Here is a 22,184-nt window from a genome sequence, read left to right as displayed (position 1 = left end):
CTACGCGCGTGGAGATCGGAAGCCGTCAACCATGCCGGTCAAATCGAGGGAGCGGAAAGTTGGCACCCACCTTACTGGAAAGAATGCAGCCTGAGTTGTGACAACTCAACTAATCGTATATGAGATGAGGCAATGAATCGGAGGCCAAATGTTCAATCTAATTGTTTCTGGGCGCGTCAATGATGATCGTCGTGGCTTTATCTTTGCAGAGCGCGTCTTTGGATATACCTCCAAGGATTTGGAAAGCCAATTCACAAAGGGCGACTTAATCGACTTCGATAGCCTAATGAGATTTCCCGCACTTCTAATGGAAGAAGGGAGATCGAACGAGATTGCCAGAATCGCATGGATCTCGCGGGTAACTCGAAAAGGCGCTGATTTTCAGATTGATTATACTATAGATTCTGACCTCCCAAAGCTCACAAATGCCGACATTGAAGAAATGCAGACCGAGTTGGATATGCATGACTGGGAGTTTGGTACAAATCATTGGGCTGTTAAAGACGTTGATCTGTTTGAGATCCTGCTTAAGCGAGCAAAGCTTGATCAACCTAAGCCAAGCGTGTTCCAGCTAAGTGCGAAGCCCATTGATCCCAAATTGATTTCCTTCATGATGCCGTTTGATGGCTCATTTAACTCAGTATATCAAGGCATTAAGGCAGTTCTTGAAGCAGATGGCTTTACCTGTCGCCGGGCGGACGACATGTGGGTTCACGCCCATGTTATGACAGACATCATTGAGTTGATCTGTACCTCGGTTGTGGTTATTTGCGATCTATCAAGAAAAAACCCGAACGTCTTCTATGAAGCGGGGATCGCCCACACACTTGGAAAACAGGTGATCCTAATTTCCCAATCTCACGATGACGTTCCGTTTGATCTAAGGCCTATCCGCTACCTCAGCTATTTAAACAACGGAGAAGGCATCCAAAAACTGGCAGAGGAGGTTATGGCGCGAGTGCGGTCGATCACCTGACTGGTCAAACTGATTACATGGGTGCCCCTTCCGGGACACCCTCCCTGCCCACAAACCCTCAACTCCTACCCAAACACCCGTCCCAACGCCGCCCCAATCGCTCCGGTGATCTGATCAATATCATCCTTCGTCGCGATCAGCGCCGGGCTCAGGCACAGGGTGTTGTTGAACCCCGGCACGCTCCGGTTCGTGGCCCCGATGATCACGCCCTGCGCCATGCAGTCGGCGACGACGGCCTGAACCTTCTTCTCGTCGGCAGGCTCACGCGTGTCCCGGTCGGCCACCAGTTCGGCGCCGAGGAACAACCCCTTGCCGCGCACCTCGCCGATGGCTTTGTGCTTGTCCATCAGGGCCGAGAGGCTGTCCAAAGCATAGTCGCCCATCGCCACGGTGTTGGCCAGAAGCCCCTCGCGTTCGATGATGTTCATGTTCTCCAGCGCCGCCGCCGGGCCTGCGGTGCAGCCCCCGAAGGTGGAGATGTCGCGGAAGTAGCTCATCGGGTCCGAGGCGTCGTCCTTGAACATGTTGAAGACGGCTTCGGTCGTCACGGTGCAGGAGATCGCCGCGTAGCCGGAGGCCACACCCTTGGCCATCGTCACGAAATCGGGCTGGACGCCGTAGTGCTGGTAGCCGAACCAGGTCCCGGTGCGGCCGACGCCGCAGACGACCTCGTCGATGTGGAGGAGGATGTCGTATTTGCGGCAGATCTCCTGCACGCGCTGCCAGTAGCCCTCGGGCGGGACGATGACGCCGCCGCCGGCGGTGACGGGTTCCAGGACGAGGCAGCCGATGGTGTCGGGGCCTTCGCGGAGGATGACTTCCTCAATGGCATCGGCGGCGCGTTCGCCGTAGTTTTCCACGTCCCACTGCTTGCGGTATTCCAGGCAATGCGGAACCTCGACAAAGCCATCCGGGAAGGGCCCATACTGGGCGTTGCGCTGCTTTTGCCCACCGGAGGCGAGGGCGGCGATGGTGGTGCCGTGGTAGTCCCGCTCCCGGTACAGGATCTTCCATTTCTTGCCCCCGTGGTGGCGATGCGAGATCTGGCGGACCATCTTGTAGACCTTCTCGTTCGCCTCAGACCCCGAGTTGGAGTAGTAGACGCGCGACAGGCCCGGCATCTTTTCGATCAGCCGCTTGGCGAAGATCGACCCGGGGATCGACCCTGCAGCCCCGGCGAAGTAGTTCATCCGCACCAGTTGGTCGCGCACGGCATCGGCGATGGATTCCCGGCCGTAACCCACGTTGACCGTCCAGACTCCACCGGACACGGCATCCAGATGCTCTTTCCCCTTGGCGTCCCAGACCCGCATCCCCTTGCCTTCAACGATCACGCGGGGGTCGACGGTTTCGTACTGCTTGTGCTGCGACAGGTGGTGCCAGACATGGGCACGGTCAGCCTCGACCACGCTGGCGATGTCGTTCAGTCCTGCAAGGCCTTCCATGGGGCGTCCTTTCGATCACATGATTGCGCGGCATCATCGGGGATCGGCCGCCCTGGCCTTAGGGCCAGAGGCGGCCACCCGCTATAGCCAGACGCCCCCCCTGCGACAGGGAAACGGGTTGAGGCTGGAGCAGCAACGCTAGATACCACGCAAAGAGCCTAGAACGGGAACGACCAAGTGCTGCACGTCGATCAGGTCTGCAAGTCCTATCCCACCGCCGAAGGGCTGGTCGCGGTGCTGTCGGGCGTCAGTCTTGACCTTGGGCCGGGGGAAAGCCTGGCGCTGACCGGGGAATCCGGCAGCGGCAAAAGCACGCTGCTGCATCTGGTGGCGGGGCTGGACGCCGTGGACAGCGGCACGATCACGGTTGCAGGCACAGCGCTTGGCGGCCTTGACGACGCGGGGCGCGCGGCCCTCCGGCGAGACCGGATCGGGTTGGTTTTCCAGCAATTCAACCTGATCCCGTCGCTGAACGTGGCCGCCAACCTGAGCTTTCAGGCCCGTCTGGCCGGACGGCATGACCGCATCTGGGCCGCGCATCTGACCGAAGCGCTGGGGCTGACAGCGCTTGTGCATCGCTACCCTGAGCAGCTTTCGGGTGGCCAGCAACAGCGCGTCGCCATCGGCCGGGCGCTCGCCGCACGCCCGGCCCTGATCCTTGCGGATGAGCCGACGGGGAACCTTGATGAAGCCACCGGCGATGCGGTCATCGGGCTGATGCTGGGGCTGGTCGCCGAAGCGGGGGCAAGCCTCTTGATGGTGACCCATTCCGAACGCTTGGCCGCGCGGCTGGACCGGCGGCTGCATTTGCGGGCCGGAAAGGTTGCCCCATGATCCGCGCCGCGCTGGCCGCCCTCATGTCGCACTGGCGGCGGCACCCCTTGCAACTGGCGATGCTGCTGGTGGGCCTTGCGCTGGCCACCGGGCTTTGGTCCGGCGTGCAGGCTATCAATGCCGAGGCGCGGGCGGCCTATGACCGGGCGGCGGGGGTGTTGGGGCAGGATCGGCTGGACCGGATCGTGGCCAGCGACGGCAATCTGACTGTGGCCCGCTTTGCCGAACTGCGGAGGGGCGGCTGGACGGTGTCCCCTGTGCTTGAGGGGCGGCTGGACGGCTTGCGCATCCTTGGGGTCGAGCCCCTGACCCTGCCGCGCGGCGCGGCGATGCCGGGGATACCGGGCGTGGCTGGCGACAGCTTGGGTGACTTCCTGGGCGGGCGGCTGGTTCTGGTGGCCCCCGAAACCCTGTCACGTCCCGGCGTGGCTGCGGCGCTTGAGGGTCTTGCGGTGGAACCTGCCCCTGACCTGCCCCCGATGACTGTCCTTGCCGACATCGCAGCGGCAGAACGGCTGCTGGGCACGACCGGACAGATCACTGCCCTGCTGATCGACCCTGATGGCACCCTCCCCGGCCGCCTGCCCCCGGGGCTGGAGCGGCGCGCGGCGACGGGGGAGGATGACCTTGCCCGGCTGACCGACAGCTTCCATCTGAACCTGACCGCCTTCGGGTCCCTTGCCTTTGCCGTTGGCATCTTCATCGTCCACGCGGCGATTGGTCTGGCTTTCGAACAACGCCGCCCAATGTTTCGAACCCTGCGCGCGCTTGGGGTTCCCGCGCGGACGCTTGGTGCGCTTGTGCTGGCCGAGATGCTGGCTTTTGCGCTGATTGCGGGGCTTGCCGGTGTGGCGCTTGGCTACGCCGTGGCGGCGGCGCTGTTGCCGGATGTGGCGGCCACGCTGGGCGGGCTTTACGGCGCTGCCGTGCCGGGAGTGCTGGAATTGCGGGCCGGATGGGTATTGGCGGGGATCGCGATGGCGGTTGCGGGCACCCTGATCGCGGCGGGTCAGGGGTTGTGGCAGGTCTGGCGGCTGCCGCCCTTGGCCAGCGCGGGGGCCCATGCCTGGGGGGCGGCAGCCGGGCAGACCCGCCAGTGGCAGGCGGTGGTCGGGGTTGGATGTCTGGCGGTTGCGGGCCTTGCTTTGGGGTTCGGATCAGGCCTTTGGGCCGGGTTTGCCGTGCTGGCCGGGCTCCTCCTTGGGGCGGCACTTGTCTTGCCTGCGGTGCTTGCCGCCGTTCTGGCGCTGGCTGCTGCGCGGGCGCGGGGGGCGCTGGCCGAGTGGTTTTGGGCCGATGCGCGCCAGCAATTGCCGGGCCTGTCGCTGGCGCTTATGGCGCTGTTGCTCGCGCTGGCGGCCAATGTCGGTGTGGGCACCATGGTCGGCAGCTTCCGCGCCACCTTTACCGGCTGGCTGGATCAACGGCTTGCGTCCGAGCTTTACCTGACCGCCGAAAGCCCGGATCAGGCGGCGGCGATGCGGGCGTGGCTGGAGCCGAGGGTCGATGCCATCCTGCCGATCGTCGCGGCGGACACCTCGCTGGTCGGCCAGCCGGGCGAGGTTTACGGAATCGCTGACCATCCGACCTATCGCGACAACTGGCCCTTGCTGACTGCCACGCCCGATGTCTGGGACGTGGTGGCGCGGGGCGAAGGCGTGCTGGTGAATGAACAACTGTCGCGGCGCGCGGATCTTGGACTTGGCGCGCCGGTTTCGCTGCCCGGCGGCGCGTTGCCGGTGGCGGGGGTCTATTCGGACTATGGCAACCCCATGCCGCAGGCGATCATCGGACTTGAGGCGTTTCGAGCGCGGTTTCCGGGGATGGAGGAGCTGCGCTTTGCCCTGCGGGTGCCCGTGGCTGAGGCGCCCGGGTTGGCCACGGCGTTGCGCGCCGAGTTTGCCTTGGGCGATACGGCGCTGGTCGATCAGGCCGGGATCAAGGCCTTTTCCCTGCGGGTGTTTGAACGGACCTTCGCGGTGACGGGGGCGTTGAATGTGCTGACGCTGGGGGTCGCGGGGGTGGCGATGCTGGCAAGTCTGGTGACCCTCTCTGCGCTGCGCCTGCCGCAACTGGCGCCGGTCTGGGCGATGGGGCTGACGCAGGCCCGTCTTGCCCGGCTGGACCTTGCGCGGACCGTTGTGCTGGCGCTACTGACGGCGGCGGTGGCACTGCCCTTGGGGCTGGCGCTGGCCTGGGTGCTGCTGGCGGTGGTGAACGTCGAAGCCTTCGGCTGGCGCTTGCCGATGCTCGCCTTTCCGGGCGACTGGCTTGGGGTGTTTCTGGCCGCAGCAGCCGCCGGGGGGCTGGCGGGGCTGGGACCGGCTGTCACGCTGATGCGGCGGCGACCGGCGGATTTGCTGAGGGTGTTTGCCAATGAACGCTAAGTCCGTTGTCCTCCTGCTGGGGCTGACGCTTGGGCTGGGCGGGGCCGCCTTTCCGCAGGGCTTTGCCGATCTGGGGGCTTCGGTGGATGGCTTCGCCTTGCCCGACCGCGCAAAGGTGCTGGAGTTTCCTGCCGACCATGGCGCGCATCCGGATTTCCGCATCGAATGGTGGTACCTGACCGCCAATCTGACCGGCGCGGATGGGGCGGAATATGGCGTGCAGTGGACCCTGTTCCGCAGTGCGACCGCACCGGTGGAGGGGCTTGGCTGGGACAGCCCGCAGGTCTGGATGGGCCATGCGGCCGTCACGACCGCGACCGAGCATTTCGTGGCCGAACGGCTCGCGCGGGGTGGGGTCGGTCAGGCCGGGGTGACCTTGGGCGACGGCGCGCCCTTCCGGGCCTGGATTGACGAATGGCACATGACCTCAACCGCCGGGCCGGGGGAGGATGCGCTTGACCGGTTGAAGCTGGGCGCAGGGGGCGACGGCTTCGGCTATGCGCTGGACCTGACTGCAAAGGGTCCCTTGGTCCTGCAAGGAGACGCCGGCTATTCGGTGAAATCGGCGGAGGGACAGGCGAGCCATTATTACTCGCAGCCCTTCTATGCCGTGACGGGGATGCTGGACCTGCCCGGCGGTCAGGTGGCGGTCACCGGCCAAGCCTGGCTGGACCGGGAATGGTCATCGCAACCGCTTGCGCCGGATCAGACGGGATGGGACTGGTTCTCGCTGTCGTTTGACGGGGGCGAAAAGCTGATGGGCTTTGTGCTGCGCGGCGGGGATGGGGATTTCACCTCGGGCACCTGGATCGCGGCGGATGGCACGGCAACGCCGCTGGAACCGGGGGCCTTGCAGGCCGAGCCGCTGGACAAGGCGACCGTCGCAAACCGCGAGGTGCCGGTCGGCTGGCGGCTGCGCCTGCCCGAGCGGGGGCTGGACGTGACCTTGGACGCGCTGAACCCTGCGGCCTGGATGGCGACTTCGGTCCCCTATTGGGAGGGACCAGTGTGGGTGACGGGCAGCCACAGCGGGCGCGGCTATCTGGAGATGACCGGCTACTGACCACGGCCGGTTGTCAGATTGAGCGCGTTCCGCGCAAGAGTTTGTCTCGCCTCTGGCGCGCAGGCGCGCCAACCGGCTTGGTCATTGGGGGTTTCACCCCCCCAAACCCCCGTGGAGTATTTCTGAAAGAGCAATTGTCGCGGTCACGGGATCGCGGCAGCGGTCACTTCAACCTCGACCAGAAACTCGGGCCGGGTAAAGCCGGAAACGATCACCAGAGTGGAGGCCGGCAGGCGGGGGATACCGGCAAGCCAGGCATCGCGGGCGGCCATGTAGCCCGGCATATGGGCGCGGTCGGTGACGAAGGCATTGATGCGGATGACGTCGGAGGGGCCCATCCCTGCTTCGGCCAGGATCGCGGTGCAGTTCTGGAAGCACAAGTCCGCCTGCGCCCTTGCCCCCTCGGGCACGCGGCCATCCGCCGTCAGCGCAAGTTGGCCCGAGGTCACCACCAGCCGCGCACCGGGCGGCACCTCGACCCCATGGGCATAGGCCGCAAAGGGCGGTGCGATGGTGGGCGGGGACAGCATGCGCATGGATTTCTCCTTCGGGCGAAAGGGTGCGTCCGGGTGCAGGGACTGCCCAGACATAGCAATGATTTTCTTGCCCTGCAGGCGTTTCTGCGTAACTTTTCAGCATCCATCCACGGGATCTGCCCGCTGAAGCGGCTTTTCCACGGGAAATACAGGCCAAAGCGGCATTGCCCCCTCGCCTTGCCAAGGCTGCGTTCTAGGCTTCGACAACAGAGTTGACGTGACATTTCCCCAATCCGACAGGAGACCCAATCATGACGCTGAAGGCCCGCGCTGCCTGCGCAACTGCCTTGACTGCCATCATCGCCCTTTCCGCCCCGGCGATGGCCCAGAACGTCCCCGTGGTGTTTGGATCGAACTGGCTGGCGCAGGCCGAACATGGCGGCTTTTACCAGTCGGTCGCCGATGGCACCTATGCCGCCTGCGGGCTTGACGTGACGATCCAGCCGGGCGGGCCACAGGTGAACAACCGCGCGCTGATGATCGCGGGCAAGGTCGACTATCACATGGGCGGCAACCTGCTGGAGGCATTCAGCGCCGCGCAGGAGGGCATTCCGATCGTCGCCGTGGCCGCCAGCTTCCAGAAAGAGCCGCAGGTCATCCTGACCCATCCCGGCAAGGTTTCGAGTTTTGAGGAGCTCAAGACCCTCGACAAGCTGCTGATCGGCGATCAGGGCTATGCGTCCTTCTACCAGTGGATGAAGGCCGCCTATGGCTTCACGGATGAGCAGCGCGAGGTTTACACCTACAACCCGGCCCCGTTCATCGCGAACGAAACCTGGGGGATGCAGGGGTATCTGTCCTCGGAGCCCTATTTCGTCGCCAAGGAAACCGGCTGGGAGCCGGATGTCTGGCTGATCGCCGACGCGGGCTATTCGACCTATTCGACGCTGATCGAGACGATGGCTGACACGGTGGCCAACAAGCCCGAACAGGTGACCTGCTTTGTCGAAGGGTCGATCAAGGGCTGGTACAATTACCTGTACAACGACAACAGCGCCGCCAATGCGATGATCAAGGCCGACAATCCGGAAATGACCGATGAGGCCATCGCCTATGCCATCGAGAAGATGAAGTCGGCCGGGATCGTGGATTCGGGCGATACCGAAACCATGGGGATCGGCGCGATGAACGAGGCCAAGGTGAAGGACTTCTTCGACAAGATGGTCGCGGCGGGCGTCGTCTCGGGTGATCTGGACTGGTCCGCGACGATCAACACGACCTTTGTGAACAAGGGCGTGGGGATGGACCTGAAGCCGAAGATGTAGGACCTTGCGTCGGGTGGGCGCGATTGCCCACCCGACCTTGCACCGCGCATGACAGACCTGATCCATCGCCCGATCTTGCCGCTTGGCCAACGCCCCCGGCTTATGGAGCTTGCCGAGGTGGGCAAGGTCTTCAACGGCACTGTTACCGCGCTGCGGGACATGTCGCTAACCGTGCATGAAGGCGATTTCATATCGCTTCTCGGTCCGTCCGGCTGCGGGAAATCCACGGCCTTGCGGCTGATCGCCGGGCTGTCTACGCCGACAGCGGGCCGCATCCGCTGGGACGGGGGGCAAGGTGCGGGCGATCTTGGCGTGGTGTTTCAGGAACCCACGCTGATGCCCTGGGCCACGGTGGCCGAGAATGTGTTTTTGCCGTTCCGCCTGCGCGGCAAGAGCTTTGCCGCCGCGAAGGATGAGGTGGATCAGGCCCTGTCACTGGTCGGTCTGTCGGCCTTTGCCGCATCCTATCCGCGCGAACTTTCGGGCGGCATGAAGATGCGGGTGTCCATCGCGCGGGCGCTGGTGACCAACCCGCGCCTGATCCTGATGGATGAACCCTTTGCCGCGCTGGACGAAATCACCCGCCACAAGCTGAACACCGACCTTCTGGCCTTGCGCGAACGGATCGGCTGCACGGTGATCTTTGTCACCCATTCCGTGTTTGAAAGCGTGTTCCTGTCCGACCGGATCATCGTGATGGCGGCGCGTCCGGGCCGGGTGATCGAAGAGGTGACCGTGACCGCCCCCTATCCACGGGATGAGGTGTTCCGGACTTCGGCCGAATATGCCGCGCATTGCCAAGTGACCAGCAAGGCCCTGCACCGCGCGATGGGAGAGGCGGCATGACCGTGACAGACCTTGGCAAAGCCCCCGACTCCCTGTCGCTTGACCCCGAGGAAGCCCGCCGCCTGCGCAATGCCCGGATCGACCGGGTTGCGAAATGGGTGCTTCCGGCGCTGGTCTTTGTCATCATGATCGTCGGGTGGGACCGGCTGGTCGTCTGGAACGAGATCCCGCATTACATCCTTCCCAGCCCCGGCAAGGTGATCGAGACGTTGGTCAAGGACTGGGCCATGCTGTTCGAGGCGCTCTTGGTCACGCTGCAGATCACTCTGATGGCCCTTGCCGTTGCGGTGATCGGGGGCGTCGGTCTTGCGGTCCTGTTCAACCAAAGCCGCTTTGCCGAGATGTCGTTCTACCCCTACGCCGTGATCCTGCAGGTCACGCCAGTCGTGTCGATTGCGCCCTTGATCTTCATCTATGTCGACAGTCGGACGGCGGGGCTGCTGCTTTGTGCCTGGATCGTGGCCTTCTTCCCGATCCTGGCCAACACCACACTTGGCCTCAACTCCACCGACCATAACCTGCGCGATCTGTTCCGGATCTACGGCGCCAGCCGCTGGCAACGCTTGCGCTATCTACAATTGCCCTCGGCCCTGCCCTACTTCCTTGGGGGTCTGCGCATTGCCGGGGGCCTTAGCCTGATCGGGGCGATTGTCGCGGAATATGTGGCGGGGACGGGCGGCATCGGGTCGGGCCTTGCCTTCCGGATCCTTGAGGCGAGCTACCGGCTGAACGCCCCCCGGATGTTTGCGGCACTTCTCCTCATTGCCGTCACCGGGGTGGTGATCTTTGCCGGCCTGTCGTTCCTGTCACACATGCTTTTGCGCAAATGGCACGAAAGTGCGCTGAAGCGCGAAACCTGATGACCCGCGTTCTGGTCGTCTTTGCCCAGCCTTGCGCGGAAAGCTTTTCTGCGGCGCTGAAGCAGGTAGTCGTTGACCGCCTGACTGCACGGGGGTGGGACGTGGACCTGTGCGATCTATACGCCGAAGGGTTTGATCCGGTGCTGACCGCCGCCGAACGCCGGGGCTATCAGAACACCGCTAACAACACCGCGCCTGTTCAGGGCTACGTCGACCGGCTGCGCGCGGCCCAGGCGCTGGTCTTTGTCTACCCGGTCTGGAACTTCGGCTTTCCGGCTATCCTGAAGGGATACTTCGACCGGGTCTACCTGCCCGGCGTGTCCTTCACGCTGGAGAACGGCCTTGTCGCCCCGGCCCTGACCCATATCCGCAAGCTGGCCGTCGTGACCAGCTATGGGGCCACGCCCTTTCGCGCCTGGGCTGCCGGGAACCCGCCGAAGAAGATGTTCACCCGCGTCATCCGCTTCATCTGCCGCCCCGACCGGCTGCGCTATCTGGCGCTTTACGACATGAACCGGGTGACGGACGCCGGCCGCAAGGCCTTTCTCGCCCGCGTGGCGCATGAGATGGACCGTCTATGACTCGCGCCCTGATCGTCTATTGCCACCCGAAAGAGGGCAGCTTCACCTCGGCCGTCCGGGATACCGTCCTGTCCCGCCTTGCAGCCAAAGGGGCCGAGGTCAGGGTGATCGACCTTTACGCCCGCGCCTTCGACCCAACCCTCAGCCTGGCCCAGTGGGAGGGCTACCTCGACACCCCGCGCAACCGCGAAATCGTGGCGGGGGATGTGGATGACTTGCACTGGGCCGATACGCTGATCTTCATCTACCCGACGTGGTGGTATGCCCTGCCCGCAATCCTCAAAGGCTGGCTGGATCGCACCATGCTGCCCGATGTCGCGTTCCTGATGCCCAACGGCGTCAACCGCACCATCCGCCCAGGCCTCACGCATATCCGCCGGCTAGGTGTGTTCACCACCTGCGGCGCAAGCTGGTGGCTGACCACTTTCGTCGGAAGCCCCGGCAAACGGATGCTGACGCGCGGCATCGGGCTCCTATGCGCGCCGCGCCGCCGCACTGTCTTTGCCGCACATTACCTGATGGACAGTTCCACCGCCGAAAGCCGTGCCCGGCATCTGGAACGGGTCGCGACCAAGACTGACAGGCTTCTGCGTTAGTCCATTTCCGCGCGATCAGCCACTTGCAGCCGCACGCCTGATCCGGTATCGAATCCCCACTCATCGCGGCGGGTTGGCGGAGAGGTTACGCAGCGGATTGCAAATCCGTGAAGACCGGTTCGATTCCGGTACCCGCCTCCATCCACACCTTGGACAATGCCTTAAGCCACCAGCCGTCGAGTGTGACGCACAAGGGGCGCACACGCCCTATCCGCCATCAGACGAACGCGAGACAGTCCCCGCCGCTACTGACCCTCACCTTTGGGCGCAAGTGATTTGGCAAGAGCAGACTGCAGCGGATCATTCACTCCACGCTCTTCCGTCACTTCAGCGCGGACGCCCCGGCCCGGCGCGGCGCTAGCGTTCAGATACTGCAACGAGTCCAGTTTCCGATGCAGGAAGCGCAACAGCCGATCCCCTAACCCGGATCGCCTGTTCGATGCGGTGCTCGGTCCCGTCATCGATCGGGCTGTAGACTGTTGCAGCTCGATCGATCTGCGCAGGCGATCCAGGCGTTCGGGATCATGTAGAAAAAGGGACTCGGGCGGTGCGCTGCGCATCCAGTCCGGTGGGGCGGCGCCGTCGATCTTATCAACGTCGAGACCCGGAATATGCAACTTGCCTGTCTCGACCAGCCAGCGATGGCTGGTGGCAGAGCGCAGCGCGGCCTCCGCCACCTCGGGCAGAAGGGTAAATGGTTGCGTCGGGGGATCGCTTCTATCCAAAGCTTCCAGCTGCGGGATCAGGCGCTCCACGTGCCGCGAGGCTTCGTAGGATCCACCAGCTTCCGCACGCAAATGGGCCAGCAACACCAAGGCTTCCGCGGACAGACCGACATTGGCGTTCAAGCTTTTGAGGTTCGCAGCCTGCACCCATGGCGCAAGAAAGCGGGTCGCGAAATCAAAGACGATGTCGTTTCCATGAAGCTCGTTCCGGGCGAAAGCTACAAGTTCGGTACTTCGGCCGAACACCGCATCAGTGCCGTGTATGAGCTGCCTCAGATTCTCATGCACCGGGCGAAAGTGCCGGTTAGAATGCTTCAACGATTGCTGCAACCGAGCCCGACAATGGTCGACCGGATGCCGAACGTAAATCACTGGTGTGATATCGCTGGACAGTTCCGACAGGCGGCCAAAGAGGCGAGCCTTGACGGTCTCGGCCGTGCGGAAAAGATACTCACTGGACAGAACCAGAAGCTCTGGCGGATTGCGTCGAATGTCTTCGCGGGTCTTGTGCCACGCCACCTGCGCGATTTCGACAGCGGCTTCGGGCCCCCCCAGCGTCTCCAAGTTCCATGGCGGCAAACGGTTCGGATCGCCACACAGCGGCAAAAGCAAGTGGTGCGCGATGAAACCGTGCCCGAATTGAGGGTAGAGAACCTTGTGCGCACGCAGTTCCGTGGCTGCGGCATGCAGTGATTCCTGCAAGGCCGTGGTTCCGGTCTTGCCTTGGCCCAAATGGACAATGATCTTCATCGGGGGCTTTCCTGCCGGCAACCTGGATAGCGTGAACGTCGCAAAGAGCTGAGCCGAACATCCGACATTACTTGAATGTGTTGCCGCTGGACGGAAATCTCGCCTGAATGTGAGCGTTAATCAATCGGTTTGCGCAGCGGAATGCGACCCGGGGCAAGGCGGCGGCCTGGAGCAGGACATCCGGACCAGAATGCAGGGCCTGCGGTTCCACGGTTCTCAGATGAACGCGGTCAACCTGGACGGCCGGTTTCGCGCCATGCAGGACATCACAGCTCCTGCCGGGGGCAGCTTTGCGACTGTAAGGCCCAGGGGCGATCAGTCCGCAGCGCGCAGCAAGGGCGACCACGCGAAGTCGCGCGCAGGTGTCACGGATCGTGCGGTCATGGCCTGCCCCAGGAAAAGGAAAAACGTCTGGCAAGGTCATTCAGCAACGCTGTCGATTTGACAGCGATCACGCCGGGCGCTTCGCCCTCGGTGTAGAAGCGACGCATGAAGTTATGCTGCTGCTCTTCGTTGGGCAGCAACGCCACGCGACCGCCATCAATCGTCGGTTCAAGCACGATTGCCGGAACATCCCCCACCTCTCGGATGCGCATCAGCCCGCGCGTTCCTGCTGGATGCACCTGCCCCCGAATACGCGCGGAATTCTGCGTCATCCCGACCAGCCACACCCGGCCCGGCTTTCCTTCGGCCACAAAGATCGCCCGTTCGGGTTTATCGGCAATGTGACGCTCGTTCCGGGGCAGTTCCACACAGGCAATGACCAGAACGGCAAGAACTATGGCGTTATAGATCGTCCAGAACAGGATGACCGATTTGCCGTCCCCCGCGTCGTAGAAGGCAAAGCTGTCGAACATGATCCCCAAGGACAGCCCGACAAGCGTCAGAACCAGAAGGCAGAGATAGGGAAACATCAACGACCACTGCACGGTCACCTGGCTTCGATCGCCGCCCTTGGCCGTTACCGAGAACGGATGCCCCCTCGGCCGCAGCAAGCCCACGAAGGCCGCGCGCGTGATGGGGATCGCACCCAGCAACTGGCTGACGTCATGAATGACAGGCACGATCAGACCCCGCGACAAGGTGTTCATCACCATCGTCACCCAAACAAAATAGGTTCCAAAGTAGCTCAGAACGTCTGCGACTTCGGCATCCACCACGGTAATGTTGAAGAACCAGTAGAGCAGCGGGTAGACAAGTGCCGCGATCCGGAACGGAAACGAGGCGACCCAATAAAGCGTCGCGTCGAGCATGCTCCACCGGTCTCTCAGACGCAGTGTGGACATCCCAAGGGGGCCAAACCGGCTGCGCACGATCTGCATCTGCCCAAGGCACCAACGCGCCCTTTGCGTCACGTATTCCTTCAATCCCTCGGGGGCGAGACCCTCGGTCAGGGGTTCGTTCAGGTATACGGTCTGGTAGCCCGCCGTCTGCAGGACCACGGTAAGCAGAAAATCCTCGGTCACGCTGTCCGTCGGAAAATCGCCGACCGCATCAAGCGCTGCAAGCCGCACCATCGACGAAGTTCCGCAGCAGATTGCGATGCCCCAGGCATCGCGCGAGGGCTGCATGTGGTCAAAGAAGAACCGTTGCTCATCAGGGTATGATCGGCTGAGGCCCAGATTGTGCTGGATCGGATCGGCATTGAAGAAATGCTGGGGCGTTTGCACCAAGCCCACGGTCGGGTCATGAAACAGCGCCAGCGAGCGGCTGATGAACCCCCGGTGTGGCACGAAATCGGCATCAAGGACTGCGATGAACTCTGGCGGTGTCGGATCGGATCGAAGGACCTGAAGGGCCGCATTGATGTTGCCGGCCTTGGACCCCTTGTTGTCCGCCCGTCGCAGATACCGCACACCCTGCCTGTTGCAGTAGTCGTGCAACCAGTCGCGCCGACCGTCATCCAGCACGACGACTTCCTTCGCCGGGTGGTTCAGCGCCAAGGCACCGACGATTGTCCGCTCCAGCACCTCAAGCGACTCGTTGTAGGTGGCGATAAGAATGGCCACCCTTGGCAAGGGTGCATCGCCCCACCAGCCGCGATGCCTTTCAACCTCGGCTGTCCGCTGTCGCACACGCGACATCAACACGAAACCGGACAATGACCCTAAAAGCGCGGCCATCTCGAACGCCGCCAAGGACCAGCTCGCCGCGAAATCCCATGTCCAGCCAATCGGCGCGATCGTTTCGGTCAGCCGCCACCACGCGTAGCGCAACGCAAGTATGCCAGCGACCAGAAACAGCGGAACGCGGTGACTGGTGCGCGACGGGTCGATGATCAGCGGCAGCAGAATGGCCAAGCCGAGGACCAAGAGCATCGGAATGGCACCTGAAGCGGCGTCGCCGAGAAAGACCGGCGGCATCAGCGGCCGTCCCAGCCGTGCGGGGCGGCGATCATTGCCAAAGGTTCCTGACCAGATCCAGCGGGCGACGGTCAAAGAAGACCCGGCCGGACCGACCAACCAGACAGTAAAGCGACGGGTCGTCACGCAAGGCCGGGACCAGCAGTGTCACGTCATGGCGTTCAAGATGCTTCTGGCTTGGGGCCACCGCAAGGTTGTCATAGATCGTGCGGGCCCCCGACCCTGCCAGCCTTAGAACGGTGGCGGGAAAGCTGCGCCCGTCGCCCGACAGCCGAAACACCGCCGCGTCACCGATCTGCAAGCTGTTGTAGATGCTTTCCGTCACCGACAGGCTGACGATCACTGACCCGCAATCGACCAGCCGCCACACGTCCTGTCCGCGCTGAACAACCTCGCCATCGGCAGCAAGCGCTTCCCATATCACGCCACTTGCCGGCGCGATCAGGGCGGCGCGCCCAAGCGCGCTTGCCCGCACTTGCTCTTGTGCGATCCGCGTCTTGATTGCGACAAGGCGCGCCGATCCAAGATCAACATCTGCGGCCAGACCGTCGCGCAGCGTGACCATTTCGGCGCGTCGCTGTTCCGAATAGGGGGCGTCATTGTACCCATCGCCAAGGAAAACCCCATTCCTCGCCGCGTCCAGTGCGATCTCAAGCACGGCGACCCGTTCCCGCGCATAGGTCAAGGCAAGACCGGGCAGCCGCGGATCAGACCCCTCGCCCAGCTGCGCCCCTGCGGCAAGATCCGACAGGTTCGTTTCAACCTGCGTACCGGACTCCAGCAGCGCAAGCCGGTCCCGCGCATGTGCAAGCCGCGCCTCAATCTCGGCCACGCGGGCGCCAGTGTAGGCTGACAGTCGAAGCGACAGCGGTTCGATCTGGTCGTCAACAGTGTCAAGACGTGCGCGCACGGCGGCCAGTTCGGCCTCGGCGATGGCCTCTTCCATGACAAGATCATTCAACCGGATCGCATCGGCCAGGCTGTCTGCGACCGTGCCCAGTTCCTCGCCCGCCCCCACGGATGATCCAAGCGGGCGTTCCGGTATCGTCAGCCGCCCCGCAACCGGAGCCCGAACCGTGGCAAGCCGCGCGTTGACAAAGGCGTCGGCGCTGGCACCCGACATCTGTTCGCCGATGATGATCCAGATCGTTCCAGCAATGACAAGCACACCCAACAAGAGACGAAAGTAGCGCATTCCTATTTCTCCTTCGGCGTAAGGGGCGTGGTCGCTGCAGAAGTCACGCCCGGCGAAGGACCTGCCGTCTCTCTTGACTGCAATCGCGCCAGCGCTGCCGACAATCTGGCAAGTTCGCTGGTCCGCCGCGATTCGAACGGGTATTCGTCCGACCCCTCCGCCATCCGCCGGGCGTTCTCGGCCAGGTCGTGGAAGGGCTGCAGGAACCAGCGGCTGAAGGCCGCTGTCATGACCAGAAGAAGCAGCCCGACCGCGGACAGCACGATCACGACAGACCGCAGCAACTGCGCCTGCGCCTGATCAAAGGACGTGGGGGCGATCCGCGCCACGATGCGCCAACCGAACGAGGGCAGATCATCATACTGGACCTCGGGAATGACCGTTGCGAAATAGCGGATACCGTCGGGCCAGGTCTCGACAGTGGTCGAAGCGACGCCAGCTGCAGCCGCGCGGAAGGCCTGCAACTCGATGCTGCTGCTGACGGATGGATCGGTCGACAGGATCAGTTCCCCCGCCTGATTGACCAGGAAAAGGTCAAGCCCAAGCTCTTCTGCGGTCTCGGAAAGCAGGGCCTCGGCCCAGGAGAAATCGATATGCAGACCGATGACACCATCGACCGTGCCATCGGCTCCGATGACAGGTGCGGCAAGATCGATGAAACGGAATGGATCGGCCTCCGTCCCGCCGAGAAGATCGTTCAGCAGGACGGCTTCATGCACATCGCCCGCGAAACTTCCCGAAAGGCCACGTTGGAACCAGGGCCGCGATGACACGTCAGCCCCCAAAAGCAAGTCATCCGATGCCATGCGAACCTGACCGTTCGGCTCTGCAAACCCTGCCCAAGATACGCGCAGTCCATCGCCGACCACGGCCGTCAACATGCCCCGGATCATGTCCGGATCGGACGCTGACGCCTTGTCCCTGACCGCGGCCAGCATGCGCCAAGTGTCGTTCAGGTTCCGTGCCAGATCGTCTGCCGCATGTCGGCCCCGGACCTGAACGGCATCCGTCAGTGCCTGAGTCTCGAACACTCTGGCGCGATCAAGGACAAGGTAGACGGTCACCACACCAAACAGCACGCCGAAAGTAACGACAAAGGCGTTGAGAGCGGCTGCCAAGGACAGCGGCGACGGGGTGCTTTTGGTCACTGCGTGTCTCTTGCTTCTGTTGTTTCCAATCCCAGCACTATAGCGCTACGACTTCCGGTTGTGTAGCTACGGACTACTTCTGTAAAAAGTTGCACGCCTCCTGAAGAATTTCCTTCGCAGTGAAGCCTCTATGGGTGCAGTCAGACGCACGCCGATCCGCCTGCATTCCACCGGAAATCTGAATACGGGCGTTTGCGTCGTCGTGGTCCATGGTGGCGAAGCGACCTCCCCCATCGCGGGCAAGTTTGCTAGGATACGGCGCAATTCATCGGTACAGTCTGCCAAGGGCGGCCATGCCCTTCAGGGACAAGGGACCGGGCAAGACAGCACGGACCAAGCGACTGTTGCGAACGGTCAGAAAGCAAAAGCCATGCAAGACGCCCGCCACCTGACCGCTTCCGCACCCAGCTCAGACCCCGACTATGACCAGTTGATCGACGCCCCGACTTGGGCCTTCATAACCGAAACCGCGCGCTTCTATCCGGCGGACGCCGTCGGCCTGACCATGGCCCAGCAACGCGCCGTTTATGACCGCATGTGCCGTGCCTTCCATGCGGGCTATCCTGAAGGCGTGACAGCCCGGGACGGGTCTGCCTCCGGCGTTCCCCTGCGCGTCTACGAAACCCCCGGCATGGTCGGCACCGTTGTCTATATGCACGGCGGCGGCTTCGTGGTGGGCGGTCTTGAAAGCCATGATGACGTCTGCGCCGAAATCTGCGCGGCGACGGGCATGCGGGTGGTCTCGGTCGACTATCGGCTGGCCCCGGAGCACCGCCACCCAGCAGCCTTCAACGACTGTCTGGCCGCAGTGCAGGCGCTGCATGGCGACCATGGGCCTTTGGTGCTGGCCGGGGACAGCGCCGGGGCGGCCCTGGCGGCCTCGGTCAGCCATGCCCTGCGCGGCGGGGACGTGCGCCTGCTGGGTCAGGTGCTGATCTACCCCGGTCTCGGGGGCGACAGGAATGCCGGAAGCTATCTGACCCACGCCAACGCCCCGATGCTGACCCGCGACGACGTGCTGTTCTACGCCCGGATCAGGTACGACGGCCCCGAGCCGCAGGATGACCCGACAGCCGCGGTCTTGCGGGATCAGAACTTTGCCGGACTGCCGCCCACCGTGATCTTCAGCGCCGAGTGTGACCCGCTCTGCGACGACGGCTCTGACTATGCGACGCGGATCCAGAACGCAGGCGGTCAGGCGATGTGGGTCCGTGAACCCGGCCTTGTCCACGGCTATCTGCGCGCGCGCCACAGCGTTCCGCGCGCCGCCGCCAGTTTTAGCCGCATCACGACGGCGATCCGGGACTTGCGCGATGGCGTCCCGGTCACGCCTTGACGGACAGGAAGGGCTGGGCCTTCATGCTGGTTGGCACCTTAACCCCCAGCCGAGACAGGATCGTCGGCGCCAGCGCCAGTTGGTCAAGCAGCACATCCGGCTTTGGCCCCTTGCCAGCGCCGAAGTAGTACAGCGCAAAGTCCTGCTGATCCGCACCCGCCCCGCCGTGATGCCCCCGGATCGACTGGCCATGGTCGGCGGTGACAATCACCTCATACCCCGCAGCGCGCCACCGCGGGATGAAGGGCGCCAGCATCGCATCCATCGCGTAGCAGGCGTGGTCCATCTCGGTGCAGTCATGGCCGAACCGATGGCCCATGCTGTCCAGCGTGCAGGTGTGCAGCATGCCATAGTCGATCCCGTGACGTTCACACAGCATGGTCAGGGTCGCGAACAGATCGGCATCTGAAGGCGTCATCTGATTGATCAGGTTGTAGCCCGCCATCGTATGAAACCGCCCGTGCGAGATCGGGCTGGCCTGCGGTTCATCATATTCCAGATCCCGGACCGGATCGAAGGGCGCGCGGTTGAAGAACTCGCTCCAGAAGGAATGGGCGACTGCACCGGTTCGGCCACCGGCCTTGCTGGTCTCGGAAAAGATGTCCGGCAGGTCGATCCGCCGGATCGTGTCATTACCGGTGATGCCATGCACCTGCGGCGAGACGCCCGTGTGGATCGAGGCATAGCAACAGGCCGAGGTCGAAGGCAGCACCGCCCGCATCTTCCAGACCTGCGCCTCGCCACTGGCCACCCAGCCTTCCAGATTGCCGAACAACCGGCGCCAGTTGGCGTAAGGGACCCCGTCGAGGATGATCAGCAGCAGCTTTCCCGTGGTCAATTTCCACCACTCTCCATCTTGCGGTTGGCAATCACTTCCTCAAGCCAGCCCAGCCGCATCTCGGGCACCGAGGACAGCAAGAGGTCCGTATAATCGTCAAAGGGCGGGGCCAGCACGTCCGACTTCTGGCCATAACGCACCACCTCGCCACGATACATCACCGCAATCCGGTCCGAGATGGCCCGCACGGTCGCCAGATCATGGGTGATGAACAGATAGGCCACATGTTCGCGCTGCTGCAGGTTCAGAAGCAGCTTCAGGATGCCATCGGCAACCAGCGGATCAAGCGCCGAGGTCACCTCGTCACAGATGATAAGGCGCGGCTTTGCGGCCAGCGCCCGTGCGATGCAGACGCGCTGCTTCTGACCACCCGAAAGCTCGGCCGGATAGCGGTCGATGTAGCCCGCGCCCATTTCGATCTGATCCAGCAGTTCCTGCAGGCGCTGGCGTTTGGCCTCGCCCGTCAGGCCAAAGTAGAACTCCAGCGGCCGCCCGATGATTGTCCCCACGGTCTGGCGCGGGTTCATCGCGGTATCGGCCATCTGATAGATCATCTGCAACTCGCGCAGATCATCCTTGCTCCGGTCCTTAAGCGCGGGCGCAAGAGTGCGCCCGGCAAAAGTGATCTTGCCCGCACTGGGCGGCAACAGGCCGGTGATCGCCCGGGCAAGGGTAGATTTGCCCGACCCGCTTTCCCCGACCACAGCCAGCGTCTGCCCGGCCGGAAGGTCCACGGTGATATCCTTCAACACGTCGAAATTCGTGCCACGATAGCGCGCGGTCACATGCGACACTGTCAGGATCGGGTCAGCCGGGGCCTTTTCCTCATGTTCGATCGACCGGACCGACACCAGCGCGCGGGTATAGTCCTCACGCGGGGCGGTAATGATCTGTTCGGTGGTGCCATATTCCACCATCTTGCCATGGCGCAGCACCATGATGTCATCGGCAACCTGCGCCACGACCGCAAGGTCATGCGTGATGTAAAGCGCTGCCACACCAGTATCGCGGATCGCTTCCTTGATCGCCGCCAGCACGTCGATCTGGGTGGTCACGTCCAGCGCCGTCGTGGGTTCGTCGAACACCACCAGATCGGGCTTCGGGCACAGGGCCATCGCCGTCATCGCACGCTGCAACTGCCCGCCCGACACCTGATGCGGATAGCGGGTGCCAAAGCTTTCCGGGTCCGGCAGGCCCAGCTTGCGAAACAGGGCGACCGCCCGCGCCTCGGCCTCGGATTGCGAGGCGAGGTCGTGGCGCAGCGTCGCCTCGATGACCTGCTCCATCAGGCGGCGGGCCGGGTTGAAGGCGGCGGCAGCAGACTGCGCCACATAGGTCACGTCCCGGCCCCGGACGGCACGCAACCCTGCAGCGTCGGTCTGGCGCAGATCCCGCCCGTTCAGCTGGATGCTCCCGCCCGTGATCCGCACGCCCCCCCGGCCATAGGCCATGGAGGACAGGCCGATGGTCGACTTGCCCGCCCCGGATTCCCCGATCAGGCCCAGCACCCTGCCCTTTTCCAACTGAAACGACACGCCTTCGACCAGCGTCACATTGCGCGGCGCCTCGCCCGGGGGGTAGGACGTCGCTTCGATCTTCAGATCCTTGATGTCCAGCAGGGGTTCAGCCACTGCGTCCCCCCTTCAGGCTTGCGGTGCGGTTCAGGACCCAGTCAGCCACAAGGTTGACCGATATCGCCAGTGTCGCAATCGCGATGGCAGGCAACAGGGCAGCAGGGATGCCGTAGACGATTCCCTCCTTGTTTTCCTTCACGATGCCGCCCCAGTCGGCCAGCGGCGGCTGCACGCCCAGACCCAGGAAGGACAGGGTCGAGATGAACAGCACCATGAAGATGAACCGCAGCCCCATTTCTGCCACCAGCGGCGACAGCGCATTGGGCAGGATCTCGCGGAAGATGATCCAGGATTGCTGTTCGCCCCGCAGACGCGCTGCCTCGACATAGTCCATCACGGTGATGTCCACCGCCACCGCGCGGCTAAGGCGGAACACGCGCGTGGCGTCCAACACCCCCATCACCAGGATCAGCACGGGCAGGGTCACCGGCATCACCGACAGCACGACCAGCGCCGAGATCAGCGACGGGATCGACATCATCAGATCAACCATGCGCGACAGGATCTGGTCGATCCAGCCCCCGCGCACCGCCGCCGTGAACCCAAGGATGGACCCGAGCGAGAAACTCAGCACCGTCGCCGTTGCCGCCACGAAGATTGTCGTCTGGCCGCCATAGATCATCCGGCTGAGAAGGTCGCGACCGATGCCGTCGGTGCCCAGAAGATGCTCAGCCGACCACGGCTCCCAGACATCGCCCACGATTTCCGCCATGCCGTAGGGGGCCAGCCAGTCGGCGAACAACGCCGCGATGAAATAGCTGGCGGTGAAGAAGATCCCGATCATTGCGGAAATGGGCATTCTCATG

General features: G+C 63.4%; 19 protein-coding genes and 1 tRNA gene. 11 read left to right on the top strand and 9 right to left on the bottom strand.

The window, feature by feature from the left end:
* The first annotated feature begins 148 nt into the window (after nucleotides 1-148).
* On the top strand, nucleotides 149-976 hold the full coding sequence (locus tag EI545_RS18665) for a hypothetical protein (RefSeq protein ID WP_125326877.1): 828 nt from the start codon (nucleotides 149-151) through the stop codon (nucleotides 974-976).
* Nucleotides 977-1,041: 65 nt separating this feature from the next.
* Here EI545_RS18665 and tpa read toward each other — a convergent pair whose 3' ends face one another.
* On the bottom strand, nucleotides 1,042-2,421 hold the full coding sequence (gene tpa / locus EI545_RS18660; protein ID WP_125326876.1) for a hypotaurine--pyruvate aminotransferase Tpa: 1,380 nt from the start codon (nucleotides 2,419-2,421) through the stop codon (nucleotides 1,042-1,044).
* Nucleotides 2,422-2,598: 177 nt separating this feature from the next.
* On the opposite strand from tpa, the gene EI545_RS18655 reads away from it, so the two are divergent.
* From EI545_RS18655 to EI545_RS18645, 3 genes are read left to right on the top strand one after another with little or no spacing between them, the layout of a single operon-like run.
* Nucleotides 2,599-3,255, top strand: coding sequence for an ABC transporter ATP-binding protein (locus EI545_RS18655; RefSeq protein WP_125326875.1), 657 nt, complete (start codon nucleotides 2,599-2,601; stop codon nucleotides 3,253-3,255).
* On the top strand, nucleotides 3,252-5,642 hold the full coding sequence (locus EI545_RS18650) for an ABC transporter permease (protein ID WP_125326874.1): 2,391 nt from the start codon (nucleotides 3,252-3,254) through the stop codon (nucleotides 5,640-5,642). Before EI545_RS18655 ends, EI545_RS18650 begins: the two co-directional genes overlap by 4 nt.
* Nucleotides 5,632-6,705 carry a lipocalin-like domain-containing protein gene (locus EI545_RS18645; RefSeq protein WP_125326873.1) on the top strand — a complete coding sequence of 358 codons (1,074 nt, stop codon included), beginning with the start codon at nucleotides 5,632-5,634 and terminating at the stop codon, nucleotides 6,703-6,705. Before EI545_RS18650 ends, EI545_RS18645 begins: the two co-directional genes overlap by 11 nt.
* Nucleotides 6,706-6,848: 143 nt before the next feature.
* On the opposite strand, the gene EI545_RS18640 is transcribed toward EI545_RS18645, so the two are convergent.
* The gene (locus tag EI545_RS18640; protein ID WP_125326872.1) at nucleotides 6,849-7,241 is read right to left on the bottom strand and encodes a RidA family protein; all 393 of its coding nucleotides are present in this window, start codon (nucleotides 7,239-7,241) and stop codon (nucleotides 6,849-6,851) included.
* A gap of 251 nt (nucleotides 7,242-7,492) precedes the next feature.
* Here EI545_RS18640 and EI545_RS18635 point away from each other — a divergent pair, with 251 nt between their 5' ends.
* From EI545_RS18635 to EI545_RS18610, 6 genes are all read left to right on the top strand, one after another.
* Nucleotides 7,493-8,506 (top strand): ABC transporter substrate-binding protein, encoded by a 1,014-nt coding sequence (locus EI545_RS18635; protein WP_125326871.1) that lies wholly within the window; start codon nucleotides 7,493-7,495, stop codon nucleotides 8,504-8,506.
* A gap of 48 nt (nucleotides 8,507-8,554) precedes the next feature.
* Entirely contained in the window at nucleotides 8,555-9,352 is a 798-nt protein-coding gene (locus EI545_RS18630) for an ABC transporter ATP-binding protein (RefSeq protein ID WP_125326870.1), read from the top strand.
* On the top strand, nucleotides 9,349-10,212 hold the full coding sequence (locus EI545_RS18625; protein WP_125326869.1) for an ABC transporter permease: 864 nt from the start codon (nucleotides 9,349-9,351) through the stop codon (nucleotides 10,210-10,212). Before EI545_RS18630 ends, EI545_RS18625 begins: the two co-directional genes overlap by 4 nt.
* Nucleotides 10,212-10,793 (top strand): NAD(P)H-dependent oxidoreductase, encoded by a 582-nt coding sequence (locus tag EI545_RS18620; RefSeq protein WP_125326868.1) that lies wholly within the window; start codon nucleotides 10,212-10,214, stop codon nucleotides 10,791-10,793. The genes EI545_RS18625 and EI545_RS18620 overlap by 1 nt, the downstream gene beginning before the upstream one ends.
* Entirely contained in the window at nucleotides 10,790-11,389 is a 600-nt protein-coding gene (locus EI545_RS18615) for an NAD(P)H-dependent oxidoreductase (protein ID WP_125326867.1), read from the top strand. The genes EI545_RS18620 and EI545_RS18615 overlap by 4 nt, the downstream gene beginning before the upstream one ends.
* Before the next feature lie 67 nt (nucleotides 11,390-11,456).
* Nucleotides 11,457-11,530 (top strand) — tRNA-Cys (locus EI545_RS18610).
* Nucleotides 11,531-11,634: 104 nt separating this feature from the next.
* Here the strand turns inward: EI545_RS18610 and EI545_RS18605 are convergent.
* The 4 genes from EI545_RS18605 to EI545_RS18590 form a co-directional block, all read right to left on the bottom strand.
* A complete protein-coding gene (locus EI545_RS18605) occupies nucleotides 11,635-12,864 on the bottom strand; it encodes a hypothetical protein (protein ID WP_125326866.1) in 1,230 nt (409 codons plus the stop codon).
* Nucleotides 12,865-13,244: 380 nt separating this feature from the next.
* Complete coding sequence (locus EI545_RS18600) at nucleotides 13,245-15,302, bottom strand: glycosyltransferase family 2 protein (protein ID WP_245990178.1); 2,058 nt, start codon at nucleotides 15,300-15,302, stop codon at nucleotides 13,245-13,247.
* Nucleotides 15,259-16,422 carry an HlyD family secretion protein gene (locus tag EI545_RS18595; RefSeq protein WP_125326865.1) on the bottom strand — a complete coding sequence of 388 codons (1,164 nt, stop codon included), beginning with the start codon at nucleotides 16,420-16,422 and terminating at the stop codon, nucleotides 15,259-15,261. Before EI545_RS18595 ends, EI545_RS18600 begins: the two co-directional genes overlap by 44 nt.
* 2 nt (nucleotides 16,423-16,424) lie before the next feature.
* Nucleotides 16,425-17,570: a cache domain-containing protein gene (locus tag EI545_RS18590; protein WP_125326864.1), complete on the bottom strand. Its 1,146-nt coding sequence runs from the start codon at nucleotides 17,568-17,570 to the stop codon at nucleotides 16,425-16,427.
* A 370-nt stretch (nucleotides 17,571-17,940) separates the two neighbouring features.
* Between EI545_RS18590 and EI545_RS18585 the strand changes: the two genes are divergently transcribed.
* Nucleotides 17,941-18,906, top strand: coding sequence for an alpha/beta hydrolase (locus EI545_RS18585; RefSeq protein ID WP_125326863.1), 966 nt, complete (start codon nucleotides 17,941-17,943; stop codon nucleotides 18,904-18,906).
* Here the strand turns inward: EI545_RS18585 and EI545_RS18580 are convergent.
* Genes EI545_RS18580 through EI545_RS18570 form a run of 3 tightly spaced genes read right to left on the bottom strand, consistent with a single transcriptional unit; the run spans nucleotide 18,896 to nucleotide 22,183 of the window.
* Nucleotides 18,896-19,744 carry an alkaline phosphatase family protein gene (locus EI545_RS18580; protein WP_125326862.1) on the bottom strand — a complete coding sequence of 283 codons (849 nt, stop codon included), beginning with the start codon at nucleotides 19,742-19,744 and terminating at the stop codon, nucleotides 18,896-18,898. The two genes, EI545_RS18585 and EI545_RS18580, sit on opposite strands and share 11 nt — an antisense overlap.
* Nucleotides 19,741-21,375: an ABC transporter ATP-binding protein gene (locus EI545_RS18575; protein ID WP_125326861.1), complete on the bottom strand. Its 1,635-nt coding sequence runs from the start codon at nucleotides 21,373-21,375 to the stop codon at nucleotides 19,741-19,743. Before EI545_RS18575 ends, EI545_RS18580 begins: the two co-directional genes overlap by 4 nt.
* On the bottom strand, nucleotides 21,368-22,183 hold the full coding sequence (locus tag EI545_RS18570) for an ABC transporter permease (protein ID WP_125326860.1): 816 nt from the start codon (nucleotides 22,181-22,183) through the stop codon (nucleotides 21,368-21,370). Before EI545_RS18570 ends, EI545_RS18575 begins: the two co-directional genes overlap by 8 nt.
* Nucleotide 22,184: the final 1 nt, after the last annotated feature.

The sequence above is a fragment of the Tabrizicola piscis genome, from assembly GCF_003940805.1.
Lineage (GTDB): Bacteria > Pseudomonadota > Alphaproteobacteria > Rhodobacterales > Rhodobacteraceae > Tabrizicola > Tabrizicola piscis.
The sequence above is the reverse complement of the archived record's forward strand: the minus strand, read 5'-3'. Positions and strand labels throughout refer to the sequence as shown.